This is a genomic window from Rhodococcus sp. A14 (assembly GCF_011603105.1).
GTDB classification, from domain to species: Bacteria; Actinomycetota; Actinomycetes; order Mycobacteriales; family Mycobacteriaceae; genus Rhodococcus_F; species Rhodococcus_F opacus.
Map to the genome: position 1 here is coordinate 1 of NZ_JAAOQS010000076.1, position 26027 is coordinate 26027.

At 65.2% G+C, this 26027-nt stretch carries 22 protein-coding genes and 4 pseudogenes; 17 read left to right on the plus strand and 9 right to left on the minus strand.

Translation table 11 applies throughout. The annotated features are described in order from the left end of the window. Nucleotides 1–127: acyl-CoA dehydrogenase family protein (locus tag G9373_RS30890; RefSeq protein WP_206032801.1), on the minus strand; the 127-nt coding region annotated here is incomplete at its 3' end. 297 nt (nt 128–424) lie between these two features. Between G9373_RS30890 and G9373_RS30895 the strand changes: the two genes are divergently transcribed. From G9373_RS30895 to G9373_RS30900, 3 genes and pseudogenes are all read left to right on the plus strand, one after another. Continuing rightward, on the plus strand, nt 425–850 hold the full coding sequence (locus G9373_RS30895) for a MarR family transcriptional regulator (protein ID WP_240960839.1): 426 nt from the start codon (nt 425–427) through the stop codon (nt 848–850). Nucleotides 851–885: 35 nt separating this feature from the next. Beyond that, nucleotides 886–1038: pseudogene (locus G9373_RS47820) on the plus strand (LysR family transcriptional regulator); the annotation flags it as partial. 33 nt (nt 1039–1071) lie between these two features. Next, nucleotides 1072–1758 carry a LysR substrate-binding domain-containing protein gene (locus G9373_RS30900; protein ID WP_257237489.1) on the plus strand — a complete coding sequence of 229 codons (687 nt, stop codon included), beginning with the start codon at nt 1072–1074 and terminating at the stop codon, nt 1756–1758. 83 nt (nt 1759–1841) lie between these two features. Here the strand turns inward: G9373_RS30900 and G9373_RS30905 are convergent, their stop codons facing one another. The 6 genes and pseudogenes from G9373_RS30905 to G9373_RS30930 form a co-directional block, all read right to left on the minus strand. Beyond that, nucleotides 1842–3056: a CoA transferase gene (locus tag G9373_RS30905; RefSeq protein WP_005568043.1), complete on the minus strand. Its 1215-nt coding sequence runs from the start codon at nt 3054–3056 to the stop codon at nt 1842–1844. A 14-nt stretch (nt 3057–3070) separates the two neighbouring features. Beyond that, complete coding sequence (locus tag G9373_RS30910; protein ID WP_167118554.1) at nt 3071–4573, minus strand: aldehyde dehydrogenase family protein; 1503 nt, start codon at nt 4571–4573, stop codon at nt 3071–3073. Between the two features lie 53 nt (nt 4574–4626). Then, complete coding sequence (locus tag G9373_RS30915) at nt 4627–5184, minus strand: adenylate kinase (RefSeq protein ID WP_206032804.1); 558 nt, start codon at nt 5182–5184, stop codon at nt 4627–4629. Nucleotides 5185–5264: 80 nt separating this feature from the next. Continuing rightward, nucleotides 5265–6170: a 3-hydroxyisobutyrate dehydrogenase gene (gene mmsB, locus G9373_RS30920; protein WP_005568047.1), complete on the minus strand. Its 906-nt coding sequence runs from the start codon at nt 6168–6170 to the stop codon at nt 5265–5267. 258 nt (nt 6171–6428) lie between these two features. Then, nucleotides 6429–6632 (minus strand): hypothetical protein, encoded by a 204-nt coding sequence (locus G9373_RS30925; RefSeq protein ID WP_206032805.1) that lies wholly within the window; start codon nt 6630–6632, stop codon nt 6429–6431. Between the two features lie 145 nt (nt 6633–6777). Beyond that, nucleotides 6778–7830, minus strand: a pseudogene (locus G9373_RS30930) (GlxA family transcriptional regulator); the annotation flags it as partial. Between the two features lie 59 nt (nt 7831–7889). On the opposite strand from G9373_RS30930, the pseudogene G9373_RS30935 reads away from it, so the two are divergent. From G9373_RS30935 to G9373_RS30985, 11 genes and pseudogenes are all read left to right on the plus strand, one after another. Further along, nucleotides 7890–8529 (plus strand): annotated as a pseudogene (locus tag G9373_RS30935) (HD domain-containing protein). A 109-nt stretch (nt 8530–8638) separates the two neighbouring features. After that, the gene (locus G9373_RS30940; protein WP_167118570.1) at nt 8639–9034 is read left to right on the plus strand and encodes a carboxymuconolactone decarboxylase family protein; all 396 of its coding nucleotides are present in this window, start codon (nt 8639–8641) and stop codon (nt 9032–9034) included. A 294-nt stretch (nt 9035–9328) separates the two neighbouring features. After that, on the plus strand, nt 9329–9493 hold the full coding sequence (locus tag G9373_RS30945; protein WP_167118573.1) for a hypothetical protein: 165 nt from the start codon (nt 9329–9331) through the stop codon (nt 9491–9493). 139 nt (nt 9494–9632) lie between these two features. Then, nucleotides 9633–11177, plus strand: a complete 1545-nt coding sequence (locus tag G9373_RS30950) for an NAD(P)/FAD-dependent oxidoreductase (protein ID WP_043790434.1) — start codon at nt 9633–9635, stop codon at nt 11175–11177. Beyond that, nucleotides 11174–12106: a metal-dependent hydrolase gene (locus G9373_RS30955; RefSeq protein ID WP_167118576.1), complete on the plus strand. Its 933-nt coding sequence runs from the start codon at nt 11174–11176 to the stop codon at nt 12104–12106. Before G9373_RS30950 ends, G9373_RS30955 begins: the two co-directional genes overlap by 4 nt. Beyond that, nucleotides 12103–13206, plus strand: coding sequence for a PDR/VanB family oxidoreductase (locus tag G9373_RS30960; RefSeq protein ID WP_043790426.1), 1104 nt, complete (start codon nt 12103–12105; stop codon nt 13204–13206). Before G9373_RS30955 ends, G9373_RS30960 begins: the two co-directional genes overlap by 4 nt. Next, a complete protein-coding gene (locus G9373_RS30965) occupies nt 13206–13715 on the plus strand; it encodes an SRPBCC family protein (protein ID WP_005568060.1) in 510 nt (169 codons plus the stop codon). Before G9373_RS30960 ends, G9373_RS30965 begins: the two co-directional genes overlap by 1 nt. Further along, nucleotides 13712–15196: an aldehyde dehydrogenase family protein gene (locus G9373_RS30970; RefSeq protein WP_005568061.1), complete on the plus strand. Its 1485-nt coding sequence runs from the start codon at nt 13712–13714 to the stop codon at nt 15194–15196. The genes G9373_RS30965 and G9373_RS30970 overlap by 4 nt, the downstream gene beginning before the upstream one ends. Continuing rightward, entirely contained in the window at nt 15196–16167 is a 972-nt protein-coding gene (locus G9373_RS30975) for an SDR family oxidoreductase (protein WP_065490757.1), read from the plus strand. Before G9373_RS30970 ends, G9373_RS30975 begins: the two co-directional genes overlap by 1 nt. Continuing rightward, entirely contained in the window at nt 16164–18008 is a 1845-nt protein-coding gene (gene fadD11, locus G9373_RS30980) for a fatty acid--CoA ligase FadD11 (RefSeq protein ID WP_005568064.1), read from the plus strand. Before G9373_RS30975 ends, fadD11 begins: the two co-directional genes overlap by 4 nt. 94 nt (nt 18009–18102) lie before the next feature. Next, nucleotides 18103–19230 carry an acyl-CoA dehydrogenase family protein gene (locus G9373_RS30985; protein ID WP_167118591.1) on the plus strand — a complete coding sequence of 376 codons (1128 nt, stop codon included), beginning with the start codon at nt 18103–18105 and terminating at the stop codon, nt 19228–19230. A 312-nt stretch (nt 19231–19542) separates the two neighbouring features. Here G9373_RS30985 and G9373_RS30990 read toward each other — a convergent pair. After that, a pseudogene (locus G9373_RS30990) lies at nt 19543–20709 on the minus strand (MFS transporter); the annotation flags it as partial. A gap of 33 nt (nt 20710–20742) precedes the next feature. Then, a complete protein-coding gene (locus G9373_RS30995) occupies nt 20743–21450 on the minus strand; it encodes a GntR family transcriptional regulator (RefSeq protein ID WP_007297032.1) in 708 nt (235 codons plus the stop codon). A gap of 227 nt (nt 21451–21677) precedes the next feature. On the opposite strand from G9373_RS30995, the gene G9373_RS31000 reads away from it, so the two are divergent. From G9373_RS31000 to G9373_RS31010, 3 genes are read left to right on the plus strand one after another with little or no spacing between them, the layout of a single operon-like run. After that, nucleotides 21678–23066, plus strand: coding sequence for an MmgE/PrpD family protein (locus G9373_RS31000; protein ID WP_167118579.1), 1389 nt, complete (start codon nt 21678–21680; stop codon nt 23064–23066). Nucleotides 23067–23109: 43 nt separating this feature from the next. After that, nucleotides 23110–24240, plus strand: a complete 1131-nt coding sequence (locus tag G9373_RS31005; protein WP_054246783.1) for an ABC transporter ATP-binding protein — start codon at nt 23110–23112, stop codon at nt 24238–24240. After that, nucleotides 24237–26012, plus strand: coding sequence for an iron ABC transporter permease (locus G9373_RS31010; RefSeq protein WP_240960838.1), 1776 nt, complete (start codon nt 24237–24239; stop codon nt 26010–26012). The genes G9373_RS31005 and G9373_RS31010 overlap by 4 nt, the downstream gene beginning before the upstream one ends. The last annotated feature ends 15 nt before the right edge of the window (nt 26013–26027 follow it).

Below are 26027 nucleotides of genomic sequence, written 5' to 3' on the forward strand. Positions count from 1 at the left end.
TACGCAGGACATCCACCGGGAAATGCTTGGCCTGATCCCACTCCACAGCGTGCGGCGCGAGATGCTCGGCCGCGAAGTCACGGGCAGTGTCGCTGATCGCCCGCTCGTCATCGGTCAAGGTGAACATATGAATCGACCCTTTCAGATCGGAGAAGTTGGAAGTACTATAGTTGGATATCCATGTAAATTGCCAATGGGTGTGACCCACTCCAAACCGAAACACTTCGACACGGGAAGTGCCGACACAGTCCCGTCGCCAAACGCGAGTTTCGCGAAATACACACTCAGGGCGTTCATTCGATGCTCATTCCGGACAACTAGGAGGCTTCCGGTGGCCACTGCGCAACCACCCCACTCGGCGCCGGCTGCCGAATCTGTGCCGCCGTATACATCGCTGATCGCCGCCGTACTGCAGACGCAGAAGCTGATCACCCATCAACTCAACTCCACGTTGCGACCACTCGGACTGTCGTTCGCCCGGTACGAGGTCTTGGCCATGATGATCGCCGCGAACGCCCCACTACCCATGGTGCGGATCGTCCGTGCTCTCGACAGGCATCCCACCACCATCGGAACGCTGATCGAAGGGCTCGAAGGTTCCGGGTTGGCCTTACGGACGATCAATCGGTCCGATCGCCGTTCGACCCTCGTCACGATCACCGACAAGGGTCGCGAGGTGGCAACCTCGGCGACCCGCGCCCTCGATGCCGTCGCCCTCGCGGACCCGAGGGTCATGCGCCGTCTCCACGAGGACCTGCAGCAGCTACTCTCCGCAACCCGGCGTGCATCGACCGCCGCACGGGGCGGACACCACACCACGGCGGCCGACCTACCGGGAGGCCGGCCGTGATCGACGTCCGGAACATCCGCTCGGATGACCTTCGGTACCTGCTCGCCGTCGCGCGAACCGGACGCCGCCAATCCGCGGCGCTGGACCTGGGCGTCGACCACACCACCGTCTCGAGGCGTGTGCGTGCGCTCGAGAAGGTCCTGGGTGTCCGTCTGCTGCAGCGCAGTGCCGACGGATGGGAGCTGACCGATGTCGGCCGATCGATCGCGGAGAAGGCGCGACTGATCGAGGAAGCCGTTCAGGAAACCGCCGACGTGGTCCTCGGTATCAGTGAGAATCCACTCCGGGGAACCATCCGGATCACCGCTCCGGACGGATTCGGGTCGTTGTTCGTCGCTCCCGCATTGGCCAAGCTGCGGATGAGTCACCCGCACCTTGTCGTCGAGTTGATCACGGATACAAGGCAACTGAATCTGTACCAATCAGGGTTCGACCTCGCTGTCGCGGTGGGCACACCGATCACCAGTCGGCTGGTCTCCGAACGTGTTTGCCAGTACTCGCTGGGGTTGTACGGCAGCGAAGGATACTTCCGCGAGCACGGCGAACCCGGCAGCCTGGACGAGCTGACAGCGCACCCGCTGGTCTTCTTCGTCGACTCCTTGCTGCAGGTCGGCGATCTCGACCTGAGCCGGCATCTGCCCGGTGTCGCTGCAAAGTTCATGTCCACCAACATCTTCGCTCATGTCGCTGCCACGCGTTCCGGCGGTGGCATCGGGCTGTTGCCGGCGTTCATGGCGGACCAGCACACCGATCTGCGCAGGATCTTGCCGGAGGCCGTCGATGTTCGCCTTGCCTTCTCCCTGGCCGCGCGCCGCGAAAGCCTCACCAATCCGGCGGTCCAGGCCGTCCGGCAAGCGATTCAGGAAGAGGCGCGCAGTCGGCGAGACGAACTGGTCCCCACTGTGTAGGTTCCCGGCGCACCCGGGGCGGTGTTGCAGGAGGCAGACTCCTGCAACACCGCCCCGGTGTGCCAGTCGGACTCTCACCGAGTTCACGCCTGCGCGGGCACCATCGCATCGAGCGGATCGGTGGCGTCGACCGAGTCGAGCCAGTCGAGAATCTGTTCGGTGTGCTGTCCGAGCACCGGCGGCGCAACATGCGCGGACCGCACCAGCGACTCACCGCCTGCCGTTTCCATCCGCAGGGACGGACCCGGCAACTGCACCGGCCCCACCACGGGATGCTCGACCTCGAGGAGCAGGCCCTGGCTGCGGGTCTGCTCCCATTCGTAGACCTCGTCGATGGTGCGGATCGACCCGGCGGGAACACCCGCGGCCTCGAGCGCGGCGAGGACGTCAGCCCGAGGACGTCGGGCGAAGTCGGCCTCGATTGCGGTGATCAGCTTGTCGCGGTTCGCGACCCGGTCCCGGTTGACCGTGAATCGTGGATCGTCCGCCGACAGCCCGGCCACCGGAGCGAATTTCGCCCAGATCGCCTCGCTGCCGACCGCGATCTGAACGTATCCGTCGGCGCAGCGGAAGCTTCCGTACGGCGCGATCTGCGGGTGGTGGTTACCGGACCGCTGCGCGACCTGCCCACCGACCGTCCACTTGGTGCCCTGGAAGGTGTGGGCGCTGATCGCGGCGGCCAACAGGGACGTCCGGACGACCATGCCCTTGCCGGTCTTTTCCCTCGAGGCCAGTGCGGCCGAGACTCCCGTGGCGCCGTGGACACCGGCGAGGACGTCGGCGACCGGGACTCCGATCCGCGTCGGCTCCCCGTCGGGGTCACCGGTCACCGACATCAGCCCGGCCTCGCCCTGGGCGATCTGGTCGTAGCCGGCGCGGGATCCCTCCGGGCCGTCGTGCCCGAAGCCGGTGATCGACAACGTGATCAGCCGCGGGTTGAGCTCCTCGAGTACGTCGGCCGGAAAGCCCAGCCGGTCGAACGCGCCCGGCCGCAGATTCTCGATCAGCACGTCCGCCCGCCGAACCAGGCGACGGAGCGCATCCTTACCGTGCTCGGATTTGAGGTCGAGCACGATCGATTCCTTGTTCCGGTTCGCCGACATGAAGTACGACGACTGCGGGTCGTCGGCCGGCCCGACGAACGGCGGCCCCCAGGTGCGGGAGTCGTCGCCGGTGCCCGGGGCTTCGACCTTGATCACCCGGGCACCGAGGTCACCGAGCATCATCGCGGCGATCGGCCCGGCCAGCGCACGGGAGAGGTCGAGCACGAGGATGTCATTGAGTGGTCCGACAGTCATGGTGCGCTCCCTTCTCAGAGTGTGCGCAGGCGCACGTTGACCTGCTTGGTCTGGGTGAATCCGGCGATCATGCCCTCGAGCGACACTTCGCGGCCGAGGCCACTCTGCTTGTATCCGCCGTACGACTGGCCGACCATCTGGCCGCCGCCCTGGTTGACCTGCACCCACCCGGTTTCGAGGGCATGGGCGGTGGACAGCGCCAGATCGAGATTGTGGGTCCACACGTATGCGGCCAGACCGTAGTGCGAGTCGTTGGCCATGTCGATGACGTCGGAGTGGTCGTTCCACGGGATCGCGACGAGCGCCGGCCCGAAGATCTCCTCACGGGACAGGCGCCAGGAGTTGTCGGCGCCGGAGAACACGGTCGGGCCCATGTAGTAGCCGTCGGAGTTCGGGATCGTGGCGGGGGACCCGTCGAGGACCGTCGAGACCTTGCTCGAGCTGAGACCGTCGTCGAGGAACCCGCAGACCGAGGCGAACTGCTTGTCGTTGACGATGGCGCCCATGTCCGTGGACTCGGCGAGCGGATTCCCGACCTTCAGCCCGGCCAGGGTGTTCACCAGCCGGTCGAGGACCTCGTCGTAGACGTCCTGGTGCAGGAACAACCGGGAACCGGCGGTGCAGCTCTGTCCCTGCCGGTGTACCCGGGTCGACAGCAGCAGTTGATTGATGAAGTCGTCGTCGATGTCCACGTCGGGGAATACGATCGAGGGGTTCTTGCCGCCGAGTTCGAGGGAGACGTGTGCCAACCGGCCACCGGCCTCACGGGCAACATGACGTCCCACTTCGGTCGAGCCGGTGAAGGAGATCTTGTCGACGTCCGGGTGCTGAACCAGTGCTTCACCGGCCACCCTGCCGGATCCGGTGAGGACGTTGAGCACACCGGCCGGCAGGTGTTCGGCGCAGATCTCGGCGAGCAGCAACACGCTCAGCGGAGCCGCCTCGGCCGCCTTGACCACGACGGTATTTCCCGCGACGAGGGCGGCGGGGATCTTGAATCCGGCGATCATCAGCGGGGAGTTCCAGGGCAGGATGCATCCGATGACGCCGAGGGGCTCCTGGCGGGAGTACTGGAGCTGATCGTCGCCGGCGGGCAGAACCGTGCCCTTGATCTCGCCGGCGACACCGGCGAAGTACCGGAACAGGTTCGCCAGGGTGGCGACCTCGGGGCGTGCCTGGGTGCGCAGCGCGTTTCCGGTGTCGAGGGCGGTGAGGCGGGCCAGTTCCTCGGCGCGCGCGTCGATGGCGTCGGCGATCTGGCTCAGGATCCGGCCTCGCGCCGTGAAGTGCTGAGACCGCCACCGAGGGAAGGCTTTCTGCGCAGCACGCACCGCGCGATCGACGTCCTCGGTGCCCGAGGACGGGACACGGCCGATCACGTGCTCACGCAGAATCGGGGTGGTCACCTCACTCCACTGACCGGAACTGGCGTCCACCCAGGCCCCGTCGACGAACATGGGGTAGTCGCGGGCCTCGGGAATATGGAGCTCAGCGAGTGAGGTTTGTGTGGAGGTCATGTCGGAATCTCCTTGATATTCGGATGGCTCTGCTGGGGTGCAGGGAACAGCGTTCAGGTGGACGGAGCGACGCTTCCGCGCTCGGACAGCGCGCCGATCGCGAGGGCGTAGACCTCGTCGACCTCACCTTCCGCATCGACGGCCAGCAGAAGCGGCGAGTAGTAGTCGAGCAGCGGTCGGGTCTCGTCGTGATAGACCCGCAGACGTCGACGAATGACGTCCTCGGTGTCGTCGGCGCGGCCACGGGCCAGCATCCGTTCGACGACTGCATCGTCCGCTATCGAAAAGTCCAGGACGGCGTCGATCTGGCTCAGCTGTCGGCCAAGGAGCTCATCGAGGGCGATCGCCTGAACCACGGTGCGGGGGAAGCCGTCCAGAATCAATCCTGTGGCCGTGTCGTCGGCCGCGAGGCGCTCCGCGACCATCCCGATGGTGACCTCGTCCGGGACCAGTTCGCCGGCATCGAGGAACGATTTCGCCGTCCGCCCCAGTTCCGTGCTCTGTGCGATGTGGCTGCGGAACAGATCGCCGGTCGAGATGTGGGGGAGCTGCAGCGCCGTCGAAAGCGACTGCGCCTGTGTGCCTTTGCCCGCTCCCGGCGGCCCTGTCAGAATGATGCGCACAACGAATTCCTTTCACATCGAGCAGCGTCTCACTCCCGCGGCACGGGGCGAGGTCTACGTGGGAGGGGCTACGACTGTTGTGCCTGCACGTCATATGCACCGGCACGGATTGCCGTCACGATCGCAGAGAAGTCACGGCCTGGGCCGTCCTGGGCGACGAACTGTTCGTAGAGTTCGGTGGCGCGTCGTCCGAGCGTCGTTTCGACACCGTTGTCCGTCGCTGCGGACTGCGCGAGTCGGAGGTCCTTGAGCATCAATGCACTCGCGAACCCGCCGGCATAGTCGCGGTTGGCGGGGCTGGTCGGAACCGGTCCGGGAACCGGGCAGTTCGTGGTCAACGCCCAGCACTGACCGGACGCGGTCGACGAGACGTCGAACAGTGCCTGGTCGGTCAGGCCCAGCTTTGCGCCAAGCGCGAAGGCTTCGCTGACGGCGATCATGGAGATCCCCAGGACCATGTTATTGCAGATCTTCGCAGCCTGACCTGCTCCGGAGTCGCCGCATCGGACGATACGGGACCCCATGGCGTCGAGCAGTGAGCTTGCTCGGTCCACCGCGTCGGCCGGGCCGCCGACCATGAAGGTGAGCGTTCCGCCGTCCGCGGCGACCGTGCCTCCGGACACCGGGGCGTCCACCGCCTGATGCCCGGCGCCGACAGCCAGTTCAGCGGCGGCTCGCGCGTCGCCGACATCGATCGTCGAGCAGTCGAGGAAGAGGGTTCCCTGCGATGTGGCCGGGACCAGGTCGGCGTAGACGTCGAGCACGTGCTTGCCGCTGGGCAGCATGGTGATGATCACGTCGGCACGCTCCGCTGCATCGACAGGAGATGCAGCAGAGTCGATTCCGTGTGATGACGCCATCTCGGATGCCGCTGGGGAGGGGTCGAATCCGATGACTGTGTGGCCGTTGCGCACCAGATTCGTGGCCATACCCAAGCCCATGTTTCCGAGGCCGAGGAAAGCGATCTTGCTCATCTGTACTCCTAGCGGTGTGGTAACCGACGTTCAACGCGCAGTCCGAGTCGATGCCGGCAGGTGACGTCGACTCGGACGAGCCCTTGGGATAGACCCCGGGAATCTCTTCGCTTCGCGCAGTTTCCGGCGGGGACGAATACAAGTGTGCCCGGGTATGGAGGCCGGGGGAATCACCTAACCTGCAATGGGGATGTGCAATATTGCATCACCGCGCGCCGACAGCAGACCCGAAACCGCCATCTTCGTCGGAAGGGGCGATCACCTGGGACCGTTGGGCGGTGGGCCGAGGTCGACGGAGATTTCCATGCTCCCGAATCCGAGGTAATCCACTCGCAGCCCGCCCCACCTCAGCGTGGCGGTCGCTTCCTGTACCTGGGTAGTCAGCCGGTGAAGCCGGGCGCGGTCCCATTCCGGCGTGTAGGGGTCGTCGTTGTCGAGCAGGAACGCGAACAGCTCGTCCAGGGCCCGCCGGAACTCGCGTACGTCCTGCCGGGCGGCGATGTGCTCGACCACGGTCCTCACCTCTGGTCGGTGTATCGGCGCCGGCTCTTCGCGCGTTGCACAACGACAGGAATGACCGGGTACGGCAATCGCACACCCCGTCGGACTACCCCGCGTCGGCGCGGTGCGCGGTGCCGAAGCGGCGTTGGCAGGCAGCCGGTGACATCGACAGCTCCCGCACGAAGACTCTTCGTAGGCTCTCGTAGCTCGGGAAGCCGGCGAGTGATGCTGCCTGTGTTGCGTTGTGCCCCTGGTCGAGCAGCGCCTTTGCCATGTCGAATCGGACCAGCTCGACATACTGGGCAGGTGTGGTGGACAGCTCGGTTCGAAAGAGTCGCGTGAGGTGTCGAGGGCTCACGTTGAGGTGTCCGGCGAGTTCGGCGAGCGAATGCTTCCCGGCGGGGTCCGCCGTCACCAGATCCACAATTCGGCGGAGGGCTGGTGTGCGCGGCGGTGGGCCTTGGAGTGGGGCAGAGAACTGCGATTGTCCGCCCGCGCGCTGCAAGTAGACCACCAGGCGTCGGGCGACGTCGCGCGTCAGATCGGGGCCATGGTCTTCCTCGACCAGCGCCAGCGCCAGGTCGATGCCGGCGCTCACGCCCGCGGACGTGTACGTGGTGCCGTCGCGAACATAGATCGAGTCGGGTTCGACGAGGGTTGTCGGGTGCCGGGCGGCAAGTTCGTGTGCGACTTTCCAGTGCGTGGTCGCGCGTTTGCCCTCCAGGAGGCCGGCCGCCGCGAGGATGAACGCGCCTGTGCAGATGGAGCCGACCCGAGTAGATCGCGTTGCGAGCGTGCCCGTTGCCTCGACGAGGTCGCGGGCGATGGCGGTTCGCGGGTAGATGTCGCCGCCGGCCACGAGGAAGGTGTCGGGTGCCGGTTCCGATCCTGCGTCGCCGTCGACGGAGATCTTTGTCCCGATAGACGACGCAACACCGGCACCGGTCGGCGACAACAACACGATCTGGTAGTCGGCGCCGCATCGATTCGCCTCCGCGAACACCTCGGCGGGGCCGGCGACATCGAGCAGCTTCACCCCGTCGTAGACCAGGACCGCGACCCGATGCGGGTGGGGGCTCGTACGCACGCTCACCGCCTGTCCGAATTCGGGTGATTCATGGCCGGACCGAGGCGACGCCGGACCCTCGATGTTCGGCACCGTAGAGGGACGGACACATCGTCTGTTCTACAACATCGAAACCTGAAAGTGCAGGGCCCATGACCGAGATCATCGCAGGAGTAGAGATTCCCGAGACACAGGCGGCAGCCGAAGCCACTCGCCTCGTCCAGGATACGACGAGCCCCCTGATCTTCCATCACTCACGGCGCGTGTTCCTCTTCAGCACACTCCAGGCTCGCGAGCTCGGCCTGCAGCCAGACCCTGAGCTGCTCTACCTCTCTGCCCTCTTCCACGACACTGGCCTCCTCACGCCCTTCTCGGATGTCGAGCAGCGGTTCGAGCTCGATGGGGCCGATCATGCTCGCAAGTTTCTGCTCGACCGCGGTTTCTCCGCTGCCGCCGCCGAGGTGGTCTGGACGGCGATCGCGCTGCACACCACACCCGGGATTCCCGGCCGGATGGGGGACGAAGTCGCCGCCACCCACTTCGGCGTCCTCACCGATGTGGTCGGGCTGGGTCTGGCCGGACTGAACCCGGACCGGGTCGAGGAGATCACCGCTGTCCATCCGCGGGGTGACTTCAAAGAACGAATTTCTGCGTGCCTTCGTCGACGGGCTCAGCCACCGGCCGGACACCACCTACGGCACCGTCAATGCCGACGTACTGGACCACTTCGTTCCCGGCTTCCGCAGCATGAGCATGGTTGATCGCATCACGGGGTCGCCGTGGTCTGCATGACCGGGACGCACCGGAAGACATCGCGCGATCTTCAGGCAACCTCGTTCAGCACCATCGGTGCGGGCGCCCGGACCCACAACCATTCGACAACCTACTCAGAAGGAACGTCATGACCAGCGTGAATCTCGGCAAGCAGCACCCGTCCGTCTATCGGAGCCTGACGACGCTGGACGCGGAAGTGGAGTTGGTGAAGATCCGCGTCTCCCAACTCAACGGCTGCGCCTTCTGCCTTCGCTTGCACACCCGCGACGCCCTCGCCAAGGGAGAGACGACGGATCGACTGGCCGTCGTCGCAGCGTGGTGGGAGTCGCAGTATTTCAGCGACCAGGAGCGCGCGGCTCTCGCTCTCGCCGAACAGGTCACCGCTCTCGCCGTTCCGGAACGGCGAACCTGGGATGACGGCTCCCTCACAGATGAGCAGGTGTCCGCGATCAGCTGGCTGGCAACCGTGATGAACGCCTGGAATCGGGTCGCGATCACCAGTCACTACCCGGTTGCGCCGTAAAGTTCTCGGCCCTCGGCCCTCGGCGCTGTCGCCGAGGGCCGGCTCTCGGAAGGGCCTGCGACGACCAGCTCGCCCTCTGAACGAAATCCACCGAAAGCGCTGCCGCACCCTCATCCAAGCGGATGGGAAACCATGTGTGGTTGGATCCGACGCGCTGTTGAGGTCGACCTGGGATCGATCGCCAACGAAACATGCCCTACGACGAAGCTTTTGGAGATTCGAGAGTTTCCGGTGAGCCAGTGCTGGCGAAGGAAGGAGAGAGCGTCGAAGATCGCTGTCGAGTGGAGTTGAGTGGTGACCTTGTCGCGTGCTTCGTCGCCGCTCAGCCTGCCGAGCGATGCCGCGACCGGCCGTGCATTCCTTGACGAGTTGCTCGCCCCGCTGCGCGAGCTCCGGGACGGTCTGCGACTCGACGAACATGTTCTTTCCGCGACGCCGATCGTGCGATGTAGTCGGTGAAGGCGCGGACGACGTGCCGAATCAGATCGTGTGGCTGCGTGCGGCGTCTTGTGAATGTTGACATCGACCGCTGTTGACAGCGTGTGATGTCAGTTCTAGTGTCTTCGGCATGCGCGGCATCAACGAGGAGGGCGCCCGAATGGTCAGGTCTGCAATACCGGTGGAACTTCCGGTCGACAACGTCGATCAGGCACCCGAAAGGGTCGACGTACTCATCGTCGGCGCGGGATTCGGTGGGCTGGGAACTGCGATCAGACTGAAACAAGCCGGCATCGACGACTTCGTCGTGCTCGACCGTGCGGAGGACATCGGCGGAACGTGGCGGGTCAATACCTACCCGGGAGCGCAATGCGACATCCCCTCGATCCTCTATTCATTCTCTTTTGCTCCCAACCCGAACTGGACCAGGCTCTACCCGCTGCAGCAGGAGATCCACGACTATCTGCGCGCCTGCGCTGAGAACTTCGGCATCGTCCCGCACCTGCGGATGGGTCATGACGTGCAAGACGCGACCTGGGACGACGACTCGCAGGCGTGGCACGTGACCACCAGTCATGGAAACTGGGAGGCGCGGATTCTGGTCGGGGCGATGGGCCCGTTCAGTGAACCGGCGGTACCGAACCTTCCCGGACTGGCGAGCTTCCAGGGCGCTGTTTTTCACTCCGCCGCCTGGGACCACGAGCACGATCTCGCCGGGGAAAGGGTCGCGGTGATCGGAACCGGTGCCTCTGCGGTGCAGATCATCCCCCGAATTCAGCCGAGCGTCGGTTCGATGACGGTGTTCCAGCGGACCCCGACGTGGATACTTCCGCACCCCGACCAACCGATGACCGGATGGCCACAGAGATTGTTCGCGCGGGTACCTGTTGCCCAGCGGCTGGCGCGGGCCGGTCTCGATCTGGTCCAAGAGGCGATGGTTCCGGGTTTCGTGTACAAGCCGGCGCTGCTGAAAGGGCTGGCGGCGCTCGGCCGCGCCCACCTGCGCCGCCAGGTCCGCAACGCGGAGCTGCGGACAAAACTCACGCCCACCTATGCGTTCGGTTGTAAACGACCGACGTTTTCCAACTCCTTCTATCCGGCGCTCGCGCAGCCGAATGTGGACGTGGTCACCGACGGAATTCGTGAAGTGCGATCGAACGGGATCGTCACCGAGGACGGCGCTCTCCACGAGGTCGACACGATCGTGATGGGAACGGGCTTCCGGCTGACCGACAATCCCGCGTTCGATGTGGTGCGAGGGCGCGACGGTCGTACCCTGGCCGAGGCGTGGAACGGCAATGCCCGAGCCTATCTCGGCACCACAATCAGTGGATTCCCCAACTTCTTCATGTTGCTCGGCCCCAATTCCGTCGTCTACACCTCGCAGGTTGTGACCATCGAAGCTCAGATTGCGTACATCCTCAGTTGCCTGCAGGAAATGAACGCGCAGGGGGCGGCGAGTATCGACGTCCGCCCCGAGGTTCAGCAGGCATTCGTCGACGAGGTCGACAAGAGGCTACAGACCTCGGTGTGGAACACCGGTGGGTGCACCAGCTATTACCTCAGCGGCGAGGGCCGCAACTTCACCTTCTACCCGGGGTTCAACCGCCGCTTCCGCGCGCGGACCCGGCGGGCGGACCTCGACCAATACATCCTCAGCGGGGTCGGAGCCTCGGCAAAATCGACAGTGAGGACAGCAGGATGATGTCGTTTCCCCGAATAGGCCGAAACCCTGTGGTCGATTCGGTCGGTGCGCGGCGATACACGGACGAAGCGCACGCGATCACCGCTCGTGACGTCGAGTTCTCCTGGGACGGAGTGCCGTTGCACTATGTTCCCGGCGAGCCGATGGCCACGCATGTCATCAACTTCATGCACTTGGTACTTCCCGAAGGCGAGCGCGCGATGTCCGCGACGTTGGCCGAGGCGCTGCCACTGATCGAGGACGAGCGGCTCCACGAGGAGGTCGTCGGGTTCGTCGGCCAGGAGGCGACTCACGCCGCGTCGCACAAGGGGGCCCGTGAACACCTCGCGGAACTGGGCATGGACATCGAACCGATGTCGAAGAAGATGGACTGGCTCGTAGACCGGATTCTGGGAGATCGAGGGCTGTCCGGCCGTGCGAAACGGGCGTGGCTGTGTGAGCGGCTGGGTTTGTTCGCCGCCATGGAGCACTACACCGCCGTGGTGGGGGAGTGGCTGCTGACGGACCCCGCACTGGAGAAGGCGGGCATGCACCCGATGATGCTCGACATGGTCCGGTGGCACGGCGCCGAGGAGGTCGAGCACCGCAACGTCGCCTTCGACGCCTACATGTACGTCGACGGCAGCTATGCCCGCCGCGTACGAACGGCACTGATCGCCAGCCTCACCCTCATCCTGCTGTTCCTGACATCGATGAACTACCTCTTCCGCACCGATCCGTCGGCGGACAAGGGGCGCTTCTGGCCACTGCAATTGATCCGTGCAACCAGGCGGGGGCTCGTGCCCAACATCAAATTCCTGATCACGGAAATCCCGCCGTACCTCCGTCCCAGCTTCCATCCCTCGCAGATCGGTGACATGGATGTGGCGATGCGCTACCTCGCACAGTCGCCTGCCGCCAACCGTTCCTACCGAGAAAGCGACTCATGACAATGACGACGTCGGACAGTTCCGCAGGCTCGGACTCCGATACGCCCGACTTCGAACCCTCCAGGGTTCTCCGGCTGGCTGCGCGGGCGACGGTCGCGTACCGAAACGTGTTCGCCGCCAGTCGCGCTGCTCCGTGGCTGTCGAGGCCGAAGCCCGTGCGTCACTGGGGCTTCGATATGAATCTGATTGTTGCGGAGGTGCGGACCGAGGCAGCTGATGTCGTCAGCATGACAGTGGTGTCGCCGGACGGACGCGACCTCCCGTCCTGGATCCCAGGCGCGCACCTCGACCTGATCCTCCCCTCGGGAAAGCAACGGCAGTACTCACTGTGCGGCGACCCCGACGATCTGTCGTCCTACCGCATCGCGGTGCGTCGGATCGACACCGGCCTGGGTGGTTCGCGGGAGGTCCACGACTCCGTGCGGACCGGGACCCCGATCACCGTGCGGGGGCCTCGCAATGCCTTCCCACTGGTTGCCGCGGAATCGTATCTCTTCGTCGCGGGCGGAATCGGAATCACTCCGATCCTGCCGATGGTGAAGAGATGCCACGACCGTGAGCTGCCATGGAGGTTGGTCTATCTCGGACGCTCCCGAGAAACCATGCCGTTCCTCGACGAACTCGCCTGGTATCCCCGTGGCCAGGTCGAGATCCGGCCGGACGACGAATTCGGTCCTCCTGATGTCGCCGGCATCGTCGCCACGGCTTCCCCTGGTGCCGCCGTCTACATGTGTGGCCCGACACCGTTGATGACCACCGCGCGTCGGCTGATGTCCGAGATCGACCCGACCGGATCGCTTCACACCGAACGCTTCTCACCACTTCCGGTGGTCGATGGCCGTGAGTTCGAGATACGACTCGCCCGCCGAGGGACGACTGTGTCGGTCGGGCCGGACGAGACCGCGCTCGCGGCGATCCGCCGGGAGGTCCCGGGTGTCGCCTACTCGTGCCGGCAGGGCTTTTGCGGCACCTGTCGCGTGCGCGTCCTGGCCGGCGAGGTCGATCACCGCGACAAGATCCTGACGCACAACGAACGGGAGAATTCGATGCTGGTCTGTCTGTCCCGCTCGGCCGGTGGATCGCTGGTGATCGACCTGTGATGCGCTGGTACCCACTCGCCGCCACCGACGACGAGTTCCTGCAGACCGCCCGATTCCGGCTCGTGCACATCGTGAACGTGTCGACGGACACCGACCACGTGTGGAGTGTGTTGACCGCACACGACGCACTGGTGTCGTGGGCGCGGCTGATCACGGCAAGCGAGTGGACGTCGTCCCGGCCCTTCGGTGTCGGTACCACCAGAACCGTGACGCTCGGTCACGGCGCCGCGGCGCTGAGGGAACGCTTCTACCGCTGGGACGAGGGCAGACGGATGACCTTTACCGCCGAGTCCGCCAGCAGACCCGGATTCCGCCGGTTCGCCGAGGACATCACCCTGGAACCGACGTCCGACGGAACCCGGCTCACCTGGACCTTTGCGATGGACACCACGCCCGGGTTCGCCCCATTCCTCGTACTGTCCCTGCCAATCCTCCGTCGGGTGACACGGGGATGGGCGCACGCGCTCGCCGACAAGACGCTCGACGAACCGAAGGGAACCCGCCGATGATCACGACCACGGCTGCGGCCGACATGTTCGATGTGATCAGTCCGGCGACCGGGCGGGTGGTAGGAACCCACCCACGCGGGTCGGCCGACGACATCGACGACGCGGTGCGCCGAGCGCGCGAGGTCGCCGGCTGGTGGGGGTCGCTGGGATTCGACGAACGGGCCCGGCGACTCGACGCGTGGCGGGGCATCATCGCCCGTCGGGCACCGGAACTCGCGGAGCTCACCCACCTCGAGATGGGTAAGCCGCGCGCAGACGCGATGCTCGAAATTGCGATGGCCTCGGAACACCTGGCGTGGGCGGCCAAGAACGCCGCCCGTGTACTGGGTCGGCGCCCGGTCCGCTCCAGCCTGCTCACCGCCAACCAATCGGCGAGCGTCGAATATCTCCCCGTCGGAGTCGTGGGGGTGATCGGACCGTGGAACTACCCGATTTTCACCCCGCTCGGTTCTTTGTCCTTCGCGCTCGCAGCCGGGAACACCGTTGTCTACAAGCCCAGCGAGTACACCCCGGGCGTCGGTGTGTGGTTGGCCCAGGCATTGTCCGAGGTCGTGCCGGAACACCCGGTTCTACAGGTGGTCACGGGTGACGGCTCCACGGGAGCCGCGCTCTGCCGATCGGGCGTGGACAAGATCGGGTTCACCGGTTCCACCGCCACTGGAAAACAGGTGATGACCGCGTGCGCGGAGACACTCACTCCGGTTCTGATGGAGTGCGGCGGAAAGGACGCCTTGATCGTCGATGCTGACGGCGACCTCGACGCGGCGGCCGACGCGGCCGTGTGGGGTGGGTTCTCCAACGCCGGTCAGACCTGTCTCGGGGTGGAGCGGGTGTACGTGCACGAAAAGGTATTCGACGCGTTCGCCGATCGGGTGGTCACTCGTGCACGCACGATCCGGGCCGGTTCCGGCGGGAACGCCCAGATCGGTCCCATCACCATGCCCACACACATCGACGTCATCCGTCGCCACATCGACGACGCGATCGGGAGGGGCGGCCGCGCCGTACTCGGAGGGCCGGACGCCATCGAGGGCAACCTCGTGCAGCCGACCATTCTGGTGGACGTGCCGGAGGACAGTGTCGCGGTCACCGAGGAGACATTCGGGCCCACCATGACCGTGACCAGGGTGCGGGATATGGACGACGCGGTCGACCGAACCAATGCGAGCCGATACGGATTGGGGCTGAGCATCTTCTCCCGCCGACGCGGCGAGGAGATCGCGACGAGAATCCGCACCGGCGCAGTGTCGGTCAATTCGTACGTCATGTACGCCGCCGTCCCCAGCCTGCCGCTGGGTGGTGTCGGTGATTCCGGATTCGGCCGGGTCCACGGCGCTGACGGGTTGAGGGAGTTCACGTTTGCCCGTGCGATGACGAGGCAGCGATTCCCGTCGATTCTTCCGCTCACCACGTTTCGGCGCACACCGCGGATCGACACTCTGGTGCGCGTTCTCGTCAGACTGCTCCACGGAAGGCATTGATGATGGCCACGTTCAGAACCCGATCGACGATCGCTCGCACCCTGAGAGACCTGGGACTCCCACTTCCCGGTCGAGGCGCCGAGTACAACGTTGCCGGAAAGGTGGTCCTGATTACCGGCGGCGGCGACGGTATCGGACTGGCATCGGCGCGAGCACTGCATGCCCGCGGCGCGACCGTCGCGCTGATCGATGTCAACCAATCCGCGCTGACGGCGGCCGAATTCGCGCTCGGACGACGGCGGGTCCTCACCCTGGTCGCCGACGTCCGCGACCGTCGCGGCATGGATGCAGCCGTACACCGGGTGATCGAGCGGTATGGGCGGCTCGATGTGGTGATCGCGAACGCCGGAGTGACCCCGCCCCCGTCCACCCTCCGCCAGATAGATCCGGCGGGCTTCGACCGCGTGATCGACATCAACCTCACAGGCGTCTTCAACACCGTCCATCCGGCGATCGACGAAGTGATTACGCGACGCGGCCACATCGTGGTGGTGTCGTCTGCGGCGGCCTTCGCACCCGGTCTCGGTGGTGCGTCCTACATGATCAGCAAGGCCGCCGTCGAACAACTCGGCCGGGCACTCCGTCTCGAACTCGCCGGCTACGGCGCCTCCGCGGGTGTCGCGTACTTCGGGATGGTCGACACACAACTGGCTCGGGCAACGCTGGACGACGACGAGATCGGCAGAAGGCTCGATGCGCGTCTTCCTCGTCCGCTGCGCCGCCGCATCAGTCCGGAGGATGCCGCGACTGTGATCGCGGATGCCATCGCTCGCCGCGCCGGACGCACCCTCGCTCCGGCGGCATGGCAACCGTGGGCACTGGGACGAGGACTGGTGAACGTGCTCGCCGACGGCTACCTGGCGGCCGATGCCGAATGCCACCAACTGATCCGCGAGCTCGAAGAACGCCCCGTCACCACATATCCGAGTGGATCCACAGCAGCCGGTCCTGAACCGAGGAGAACGCCATGACCATCGATGAAGCGCCCCACACCCTGTGCGCAGCATTTCAACGCACCGCCGCCATCGACCCGGACGCCATCGCACTGCGAACGGTCGGCGATTCACAGACGTTGACCTGGCGGCAATACTCGAGCCAGGTCCGCGAAGTGGCGGCTGGATTCGCCGCACTCGGAGTCCGCCGCGGCGACACCGTCGCCTTGATGATGGCCAATCGCGTGGACTTCTACCCCATCGACGTCGGAGCGCTACATGTCGGGGCGACGTCGTTCTCGATCTACAACACGCTTCCTCCCTCTGCCATCGCATACGTTCTCGGCAACGCCGAAGCCAAGGTCGTGGTGTGCGAGGCCCAGTACGTGGAGCGAATCAGGGAATCCGGCGCACTGCTGGAGCAGATCGTCGTCATCGATGCGGAGGCAGGAATTGCCCCGGCCGGGACGCTCACCTTGGACCAGATGAAGGCTCTCGGCTCACCGGAGTTCGACTTCGACGCCGCGTGGCGCTCGGTGCGGCCCGACGATGTTGCAACCCTGATCTACACCTCCGGCACTACCGGCAACCCGAAAGGGGTGGAGTCGACTCATGCCGCATTGCTGTTCGAGGCCGGCGCGGTGTGCTGGATCCTCCCGATCGAGTTCGGGGACCGCATCACCTCCTTCATGCCGTCGGCACACATCGCCGATCGGATGACGGCTCTGTACTTCCAGATGGTGTTCGGAACGCAAGTCACCGTGGTCGCGGACGTACGGCAGATCGCTGCCGCACTTCCCGACTGCCGGCCAACCATCTGGGGCGCGGTACCGCGGGTCTGGGAGAAGCTGAAAATCGCGGTCGAACGGGCGGTGGCGAACGAGCCGGACGACGCACGACGGCGCGCGTTGCAGTGGGGCCTCGAGGTCGGCGCGCGCCGGATCGAGTTGCTCCGGGTAGGTCTCCCCGTACCGGAAGAATTGGAACACGAGTTCGTCAAGGCAGAATCGGTGGTGTTGGCGCCGATGCGCGCCGAACTCGGATTCGACAAGCTCCGATGGGCCGTGTCAGGAGCGGCACCGATACCCGCCGACACGCTGGCATTCTTCGCGGGGCTCGGGCTGCAGATCTCCGAGATCTGGGGGATGTCGGAACTGACCTGCATCGCCAGTGCGGCCCCGGCCGATCCCGCCAAACTGGGAACGGTCGGCAAGATCGTGCCCGGCATGGACATGCGGGTCGCGAACGACGGTGAGCTTTTCGTTCGTGGTCCCCTCGTCATGAAGGGTTACCGGGGAGAGCCTGCCAAAACTGCCGACGCCGTCGACGCCGACGGATGGCTGGCCACCGGTGACGTGGTGTCCATCGACCGGGACGGATACCTCACCGTCGTCGATCGGAAGAAGGAACTGATCATCAACTCCTCGGGGAAGAATATGTCCCCAGCCACCATCGAGAACGCAATCAAGGCCACCTCCTCGCTCATCGGCGGCGTGGCCACTATCGGAGATGCGCGGCCGTACAACACGGCCCTGATCTCGCTCGACCCCGAGGCCGCGGCTAATTTCGCCGCGGCGAAGAACATCCGGGTCGATGCCGCTTCCCTGGCAGCGGACCGCGACATGATCACGATGATCGCCGCCGCGGTCGCGATGGCCAACACCGGCCTCTCTCGCGTGGAGCAGGTCAAACGCTTCCTGATCCTCCCCACCTTCTGGGAGCCGGGCGGTGACGAACTCACCCTGACGATGAAGCTGCGCCGTAAACCGATCGCCGAGAAGTATGCATCGGAGATCGAGCTGCTCTACCGCGAACTCCTCGCCCAAGGTGTGTATGAGCCCGCCGCCGACCGGACGTCGGAGGTCCCGGTCGGGACCTGACATCACTAACCCATCGTGACTTAATCGCAACAACTTTGGAGACGAACCCTTGACTTCTTCCACTGTCACCACGGAAAGCGGCGCATCCCCGTGGATGGACGACGAGCTCGACGCAGTTGCCGAACTCGCACGCAACTTCTTCGCCAAAGAGGTCACCCCCCACCAACGCCGGTTCACCGAACAGGGCTTTCCGGACAAGGAGGTCTACGGCACCCTGGGTAAGCTGGGCTTGTCGGGTATGTCGATTCCTACGGAGTTCGGTGGAGGGGGAGGAACTTTCGCCCACGATGCCGTGCTGTTTCACGAACAGGTGATGGCAGGTGACCACTCGTTGCAACTCGGTGTGCACTCGGGAATCGTTCCGCACTACCTGAACGCGTACGGAAGCCACGAGCAGAAATCGCGATGGCTTCCCAAGCTCACAAGCGGTGAATGGGTCGGTGCCATCGCCATGACCGAACCGGGAACCGGCTCAGATCTGCAAAACATCACTACCAAGGCCGTACGCGACGGGGGCGACTATGTCATCACCGGCGCCAAGACCTTCATCTCGAACGGTCGCAACTGTGACCTCGTCATCATCGCGGCCAAGACCGATGCCACGCTCGGGGCGAAGGGGGTGTCTCTCATCGTCGCCGAGGTGAACGACGACACTCCCGGATTCTCGCGCGGACAGATCTTCGACAAGCTGGGCCAGAAGGGGCAGGACACCACTGAACTGTTCTTCGACGGTCTTCGCGTCCCCGTGGACAACCTCCTCGGAGAACGCGAGGGTGCCGGATTCGTCCAGCTGATGCAGCAACTACCACAGGAAAGAGTGATCTGCGGCGTCGCTGCCGTCGCCGCGATCGAACGCGCGGTAGCCCTCACCATCGAGTACACCAAATCGCGGACAATGTTTGGGAAGACACTGTTCGATCTCCAGAACACGCGCTTCGAACTTGCCGAATGCGCTTCCCTCGCAAGGGTATCGCGCACCTTTATCGACGACTGTATCGGCAAACACCTTCGCGGCGAACTCGACGTCACCACCGCCGCGATGGCGAAGTACTGGTTGACCGATCAACAGTGCGCCGTGATCGACCGCTGTCTACAACTGTTCGGAGGATACGGCTACATCCTCGAATACCCCATCGCCCAGATGTACGCCGACGCCCGCATCCAGCGCATCTACGCCGGATCCAACGAGGTCATGAAGGAATTGATCTCGAGAGCGCTGTAGCAAGCAGTCCGCCCAGCATCTTCGCGTAGTGGCCGATGACACCAGTTCCTGGGTCACGGCGGCGACGGCGGTCTTTCCCACCCCGGCGGGCGACGACGGGCACGATCGTGACTGTGGGATCGCCGAGGAGTGTGAGGACTTCCGTGACGTCGGCCGCCCGCCCGACGTGACCGGTCGGTGGCGGCACAGTGTGCCGCGAACATCTGGGTCCATGGGAACCCCCCTTCGTCGAAGGTGCCGTGCGCAGCGGAGATGTGGATCGAACGGTGTGCGATACCGGATCGGCGGGACCGTTACCGCTGCCGGCGGTGGCTATTCGCGGGTGAGAGCCCTCCACGTCGAGAATGCTGCGCCGGCGAGGAGCCCACCGGTCAGCACGAAGACGGCGTCGGTCCCGGTGGAGCCTGCGATTGCGCCTGCGGTGAGCGGGATGAAGACTTGCCCGAGCCGATTGCCGGTCAGGCGAAGTGAGAGCGCCGACGCACGGTTCGAGGGAGGTACCAGTCCCGCAACCCAGGTCATGGTGAGGGGCTGTGCGAGGCCCCAGAAGAAGCCGGCAACTGCCATGAGGATGCCGACGATGATCGGTTGAGGCACAGCCGGTATCAGGGCGACTGGCAGTGCCGAGCACAGTGTGCCGGAGATCAGGAGCCACCGGCGCGGTGCCAATTGCAGAAGTCTGGTCAAGAACACACGAGAAACGATCGCGGCGATCGAGCGGGCTGTCAGGATCGCGGTGACCGTCAGTACGGAAAATCCGTACTGCTCCCCGAGGACCGGCAGGTAGGCGGTGGTCAGGTCCATCGAGGTCAGCACGATCAGGCTGCTGAAGACGGCGGGGCGCATGCCGGAGGTGGACAGCATCGCCATCGTCGACTGGCGTACGGGAGCTGCGGATTTTCGCGGTGTCGCGGTCTTGGGTGTCCGAAGGTGCGGTGACAGGCTCGCGGTGGCTGCGAGTGCCGCGAGCACCAGCATCGCGAGTAGCGCGCCGCTGGTTTCGACGTGTCCTTCGTGGCTGCGGGATGCGATGATTCCGGCCACCGGAATGCCGATGGACTGTCCCACGGAGATCCAGACGGTCAGGCCGCCGAATCTGCGGTCGTATTGATCGGGGGAGGACATGAGCGGTACGTATCCCTGGCCGGATACCAGGGTCAGGATGTGGCCGAATCCGAGCAGGATGCTGCCGGCGGCGAGCACGACCAGGTCAGTGCTGGTGATGATCACGACGACCGCGACGCCGGAAAGCGCTGCGCCGATACGCAGTACCGCGGCCGCGTGCCTGCCGTCCACGGCCCGGCCGATGGGGATCGCTGCGACCAGCGGGACGAGCGAATACAACGCGGTCAGGATCCCCACGGTCGCGCCGTTACCGCCGAGCTCGAGGGCTCGGTACGAGATCATCACGCGCACTGCCGCGTATACGGCCTGTAGGAGTGCGGTGACGAGGCAGAGGGAGACGAACCAGGACTTCACGAGTGAGTAGAAGAGATTCGGCGCCTGACGAACTCAGACATTCCCGAAGTCTTCGCGCTCGTCCGATCCGGCCGCGCGCAGTTCGGGTTGGCTCTCCCGAATCTTGTAGGCGCGCTGGATGTGCTGTGCCATGAAGTCACCAGCGGCCTGGGCGTCTTTCCGCACGATGGCCTCGAGGATCTGGTCGTGATCCTTTTCCAGTTCGTGGGCGTCGGGTGGGTGTCGCCACACCGTGGTGCTGGGTGTCAGTCTCGACCACAGCAGTTCGATGTGCTGGACGACCAGGGGAGAGGTCTGGCTGTAGATGGCGAAGTGGAAGGCCCGGTTCATCAGGGACAGGTCGGCCGCGGTTGCTGCGCCGTCGCGTTGCGCCCGGTCGAGGGCGGCGTGCTTTTCCCTGATGGTCTCGAGCCCTGCCGGTGTCATCCGTTCGACCGCCATCACGGTGGCCTCACGTTCGGCGGCGGCCCGCAGCCGGTACAGGTCGCGGGCGGTGTCCGGGGTCATCTCCCGTACGGAGGCGCCCTTGTGTGGGGAATAGCTCAGAACCCCGTCGGCCGCGAGTAGTCGCATCGCCTCCCGCACGGGTGTGGCGCTGACCCCGTACCGCTTGGCCAGTACGGTCTGCTTGATCAGTTCGCCCGGTTTGATCGCGCCGGAGGCGACGTCCTGCTTCAGTCGCTCGGCGACGTATTCCGTCCGGCTCACCGGAGGAGCGGCTCCCATGTCACTCGATGTCATGACGGCTCCTTTCGGGAGCAAACCGAGCAGCGAAACCGCCACTCTATTTTCTGTACTACATAGTGTCTATCAGCCCGAACCGGAATGCGCCCATTTAGGCGGCTTTTCTATCGATAGTAGACAACACTCTATAGAGTATGTAACTTGAGTCACGCAGACACGCCGATGTGATCGGAGCCTCCACGGGGCTTCTCGGATCGCGGCCCGGAACTACTGATGGAGACCCCATGACCTCCTCTGATCGCCTGACCTGGAACATTGCCGAGTGGATCGTCGACCAGCAGCAACGCCCGCTGCCCGAAAGGATGGATCACCACGTCAGGCGGTTGCTGCTCGATCACCTTGCCGGTGTCGTTGCCAGTTCGCCGGGTGCGGTGTCCGGGGCAGTCGGCGAACACGTGCACCGCATGTACCCCGGCACCACGGCGACCGCCATCGGTCACGGCCGGAGCTCCGCGTTGGGCGCGGCCCTGATCAACGGCACCAACGGGCATGGCATCGAGACCGATGAGGGGTACACACCCGGCAGTATGCATCCCACCTCGGTGATCTTCCCGGCGGTGTTCGCGGTCGCCCAGGAGAAGGGGATCAGCGGGGATCGTGTGCTGACCGCGGCGGCCATCGGGATGGAACTGTCCTGCCGGATCGCTGCCGCCGGGCACCCGGCCACCCGGAACCGGCATTTCCACAACACCGCCATTGCGGGTGTCTTCGGGGCCGCGGCCGCAGTTGCGGTACTTCTGGAGCTCGACGTCACCGGAGTGGCGAACACCCTCGGTATCGCCGGCTCACATGCGAGCGGATTGTTCGAATTCCTCGGCCAGTCGGCGGAGATCAAACGATTCCATCCCGGCAAGGCTGCCCGTGACGGCATCACCAGCGCAGATCTCGCACAGGCAGGGTTGACGGGCCCGACCACGATCCTCGAAGGCAAAGACGGATACTTCGCCGCCTACGCGGGAGTCGAGGGCACCGATTGGGACCCTGGGATCTTCCGGGGCGGCCTGGGGGAGGAGTGGGTGCTGCTCGGGACCTACGTCAAGCCGTACCCGTGCTGCCGTCACCTGCACGGGGCAATCGACGCCGCCCTTCACCTGGTCAAAACCCACACCATCGACCCGGCCGACATCGCATCGGTCACCGTCGGCACGTTCGCCATCGCCACCCGGCACGCAGGACGACAGCTCGACACCATCCTCCAAGCACAGTTGAGCCTTCCGTTCACCGTCGCGGTCGCGTTGCTCCGCGGCGGGGTGACCCTGACCGACTTCAGCGAAGACACTCGGTCGAACATCGCGGTACAGGCACTGATGAACAAGGTGCAGGTCGTCCTCGACGACGCCGCCGACGCGGCATACCCGAAGTCCGGCCGCCCGGCCGATGTCACCGTCGTCATGAACGACGGCACCCGATACCAGCGCCGCGTCGAACAGCCCTACGGCGAACCGTCGAACCCGCTGTCCGACAGCGACCTCGAAGGCAAGGCCCGTGCTCTGGTCGAACCCGTCATCGGCGCCGACGGCACCAAGAACCTGATCGAGTCGTCGTGGAACTTCGACTCCCTCGAGTTCCTCGATTTCCTCGACTCCGCGGTCCGCAACGCCGACCCCCGATAAACGCCACGGCCCACCCACCAGCTCCACTAGGAAGGGACCTCTCATGGAGGTTGTAGTACAAGATCTCGAACTCGCCTACGGCGACTTCGTCGCGATCAAGAGACTCGATCTGACCATCCCGGACGGCGAATCAGTGGTCCTGCTCGGCCAGTCCGGGTGCGGAAAGACGAGCACCATGCGGTGCATCGCCGGACTCGAATCACCTACCGGTGGACGGATTTCCATCGGAGACCGCACCGTATTCGACGGCGCCAGCGGAAAAGTCGTCCCGGTGTTCAAACGCAACGTCGGCATGGTCTTCCAGTCGTACGCGGTCTGGCCCCACAAGACGGTCCTCGAAAACGTCTCGTTCCCGCTGAAGATGAAGGGCATCGCCCGGGCAGACCGCCGCCGCCAAGCCCTCGAGGTCCTCGAGATCGTCGGCCTGGCGCACCTCGCCGAACGCGGAGCCAGCATGCTTTCGGGCGGACAGATGCAACGAGTCGCGCTGGCGCGCTCGATGGCAATGTCGCCCAGCGTGCTCCTGCTCGACGAACCCCTGTCCAACCTCGATGCACGTCTTCGCGACGACCTGCGCGTCGAACTGCGCCGCATCCAAACCGAACGCGGCCTGACCAGCCTGTATGTCACACACGATCAGCAGGAGGCGCTCGCGCTGGCCGATCGGATCGCGATCATGCAGGAAGGCCGCATCACCCAACTCGGCACCCCCGAGCAGATCTACGGATCTCCCGTGAGCGCATCGATCGCCGGCTTCCTCGGCGTGACCAACATCTTCCCCATTGCCTCCTCGTCAACACCTCGCTCACTGGAGCTGACCGACCACGACATCACCCTGCGAAGCACCTACCCGGTTCCCCGCACTGCTGCCAGCGTGTGCATCCGGCCCGAGGACATCACGGTGACGCTCGAACAACCGACCGACCGGGTGGGTCACGACGCCGACACCAACTACCTCAGCGGCACCGTCGAAGTTGCGGTGTTCCAGGGCGCATCCATCCGCTGCAAGGTGCGCACCGACAGCGGCCTGCCACTCGACGCCATCTGCGCACCGCCCGCCGTCGGGACCTTCGCACCCGGCGCCCGTGTGTCCATCTCCATCGACTCGGACCGGGTGAAGGTCCTCCCGAACGAGGCACCGGTCAGCGACATCCCGCAGGCGGTGGCGGCATGAGTTCGACCAGCGTGCTCGAACCTGCACCACCGATGACACCCCGGCCGCCGGCACCCACGCGGCGACGCGCCCGTCGCATCGGCCGGCGAGGAAAGGTGGCATGCCTGCCGCTCCTCGCGGTGGTCGCCTTCCTGGTCCTGGTCCCCGCCGGGTTCGTCCTTCTCGCGGCATTCAGCAAAGAGGTACCGAGACCAGGCAGCATCGGCCTCGATTTGACCCTGCAGAACATCCGGGTTCTCACCGAAGCGGGCGTTATCGGCGCCACGCTGAACTCACTCATCATTGCGTTCTCGGCAACTCTGCTGGCCTTGGCGATCGGTGGGTTCCTGGCCTTCGTGACCGCCCGGACCAATGTCCCCTGCAAGGGATTCATCTTTCTGATCGGTCTCATGCCGCTGTTCCTGCCGTCCTACGTCGGCGCGCTGGCCTGGTCGCTGCTCGGCAGCCCCGGCGCCGGCCTGATCAACGTCGCCTTCCGCGATCTCGGTATGGGCAGCCCGGTCAACGTGTACACCATCGGCGGCGTCGTCATGGTGATGGCGATGTACTACGCGCCCTACGCGTTCCTGCTGATGCACAGCTCGATGTCCCTGATGAATCCCGACCTCGAAGACGCCTCCAGCGTCCACGGCGGATCCACCTGGCACACCATCAGATCGGTCACCACACCCCTTGCCCTGCCTGCCATTCTGGGATCGGGCCTGCTGATGTTCATCCTCATCCTGGAGAACTTTCCGGTCGCGCAGGTCCTGGCCACCCCCGGACAGATCGACACCCTGCCGACGTTCATCTACCGACTGATGAACACCTCACCCTCACGCGGCAACGAAGCCTCCGTGATTGCCATCGTGCTGGTGGCCGCGGTCGTCACCATCACGATGGTGCAGCGGCGCATCCTGGCCAAGCGCTCCTACACGACCATCTCGGGCAAGGGCGTCAAGGCCCGCACCCTGCCGCTGGGACGATTCAAGGCACCCGTCGTCGCTGTGGCCCTGGTGTACTTCCTGCTCGCGATCGTGTTGCCGCTGCTTGCCCTGTTCCTCTCGGCGATCCGCAGCTCCCCGTACATGCAGTCCTTCGCCAGCCTGACCGAGCCCGGCGCCCTCGACATCACCTCCTTCGCGCACGTGTTCACCTCCGAGGTGTTCACCACCGCGGCGACCAACAGCGTGATCGTCTCCCTGCTCGCCGCGCTCGGCGGCACCATCCTCGCGTTCCTGGTCGGCTACACCGTCTACCGCACCAGCTCCTACGCACGCGGCCTCCTCGAGGCGCTGTCGATGGTGCCCCTGGCAATCCCCGCGATCGTGCTCGGTATCGGGTTGCTGTGGACCTGGCTCGTCATGCCCATCCCGGTCTACGGCACCCTGTGGGTGCTGATCATCGGCTTCGTCGCGGTGCAGATGCCCCAAGGCTTCCGCGGCATCGCCGCCGCCATCCAGGCCACCGACCGCGACCTCGAGGACAGCGCCGTGCTCCTCGGCGCCCGCCGCACCCGCGCCATCGGCTATGTCACCATCCCCCTGCTGCGCGTCGCGGTGTCCTCGACCTTCCTGATCCTGCTCATGCTGAGCATGCGCGAGCTGACCGTGCCGCTGTTCCTCTACACCACCGACACCCGCATCCTCTCGATCGCCATCTACGACCAGTTCGAGAACGGCGGCGCACTGCAGGAAGCGTCGGCGATGGCCCTGATCTACTGCGCCATCATGTTCCTCCTCAGCTACCTGCCCCGCCGATTCGGCGCCAAGAACGGAGCCGGCGGTGCCTGAGCGAACCCCCTCGAA

What these genes read in the sequence shown, in the direction of transcription:
- G9373_RS30905 (WP_005568043.1), bottom strand. Translation starts at nt 3,056, where the DNA reads ATGACTGTCGGACCACTCAATGACATCCTCGTGCTCGACCTCTCCCGT.
- G9373_RS30910 (WP_167118554.1), bottom strand. Translation starts at nt 4,573, where the DNA reads ATGACCTCCACACAAACCTCACTCGCTGAGCTCCATATTCCCGAGGCC.
- mmsB (WP_005568047.1), bottom strand. Translation starts at nt 6,170, where the DNA reads ATGAGCAAGATCGCTTTCCTCGGCCTCGGAAACATGGGCTTGGGTATG.
- G9373_RS30940 (WP_167118570.1), top strand. Translation starts at nt 8,639, where the DNA reads ATGACCAGCGTGAATCTCGGCAAGCAGCACCCGTCCGTCTATCGGAGC.
- G9373_RS30950 (WP_043790434.1), top strand. Translation starts at nt 9,633, where the DNA reads ATGGTCAGGTCTGCAATACCGGTGGAACTTCCGGTCGACAACGTCGAT.
- G9373_RS30955 (WP_167118576.1), top strand. Translation starts at nt 11,174, where the DNA reads ATGATGTCGTTTCCCCGAATAGGCCGAAACCCTGTGGTCGATTCGGTC.
- G9373_RS30960 (WP_043790426.1), top strand. Translation starts at nt 12,103, where the DNA reads ATGACAATGACGACGTCGGACAGTTCCGCAGGCTCGGACTCCGATACG.
- G9373_RS30965 (WP_005568060.1), top strand. Translation starts at nt 13,206, where the DNA reads ATGCGCTGGTACCCACTCGCCGCCACCGACGACGAGTTCCTGCAGACC.
- G9373_RS30970 (WP_005568061.1), top strand. Translation starts at nt 13,712, where the DNA reads ATGATCACGACCACGGCTGCGGCCGACATGTTCGATGTGATCAGTCCG.
- G9373_RS30975 (WP_065490757.1), top strand. Translation starts at nt 15,196, where the DNA reads ATGATGGCCACGTTCAGAACCCGATCGACGATCGCTCGCACCCTGAGA.
- fadD11 (WP_005568064.1), top strand. Translation starts at nt 16,164, where the DNA reads ATGACCATCGATGAAGCGCCCCACACCCTGTGCGCAGCATTTCAACGC.
- G9373_RS30985 (WP_167118591.1), top strand. Translation starts at nt 18,103, where the DNA reads ATGGACGACGAGCTCGACGCAGTTGCCGAACTCGCACGCAACTTCTTC.
- G9373_RS30995 (WP_007297032.1), bottom strand. Translation starts at nt 21,450, where the DNA reads ATGACATCGAGTGACATGGGAGCCGCTCCTCCGGTGAGCCGGACGGAA.
- G9373_RS31000 (WP_167118579.1), top strand. Translation starts at nt 21,678, where the DNA reads ATGACCTCCTCTGATCGCCTGACCTGGAACATTGCCGAGTGGATCGTC.
- G9373_RS31005 (WP_054246783.1), top strand. Translation starts at nt 23,110, where the DNA reads ATGGAGGTTGTAGTACAAGATCTCGAACTCGCCTACGGCGACTTCGTC.
- G9373_RS31010 (WP_240960838.1), top strand. Translation starts at nt 24,237, where the DNA reads ATGAGTTCGACCAGCGTGCTCGAACCTGCACCACCGATGACACCCCGG.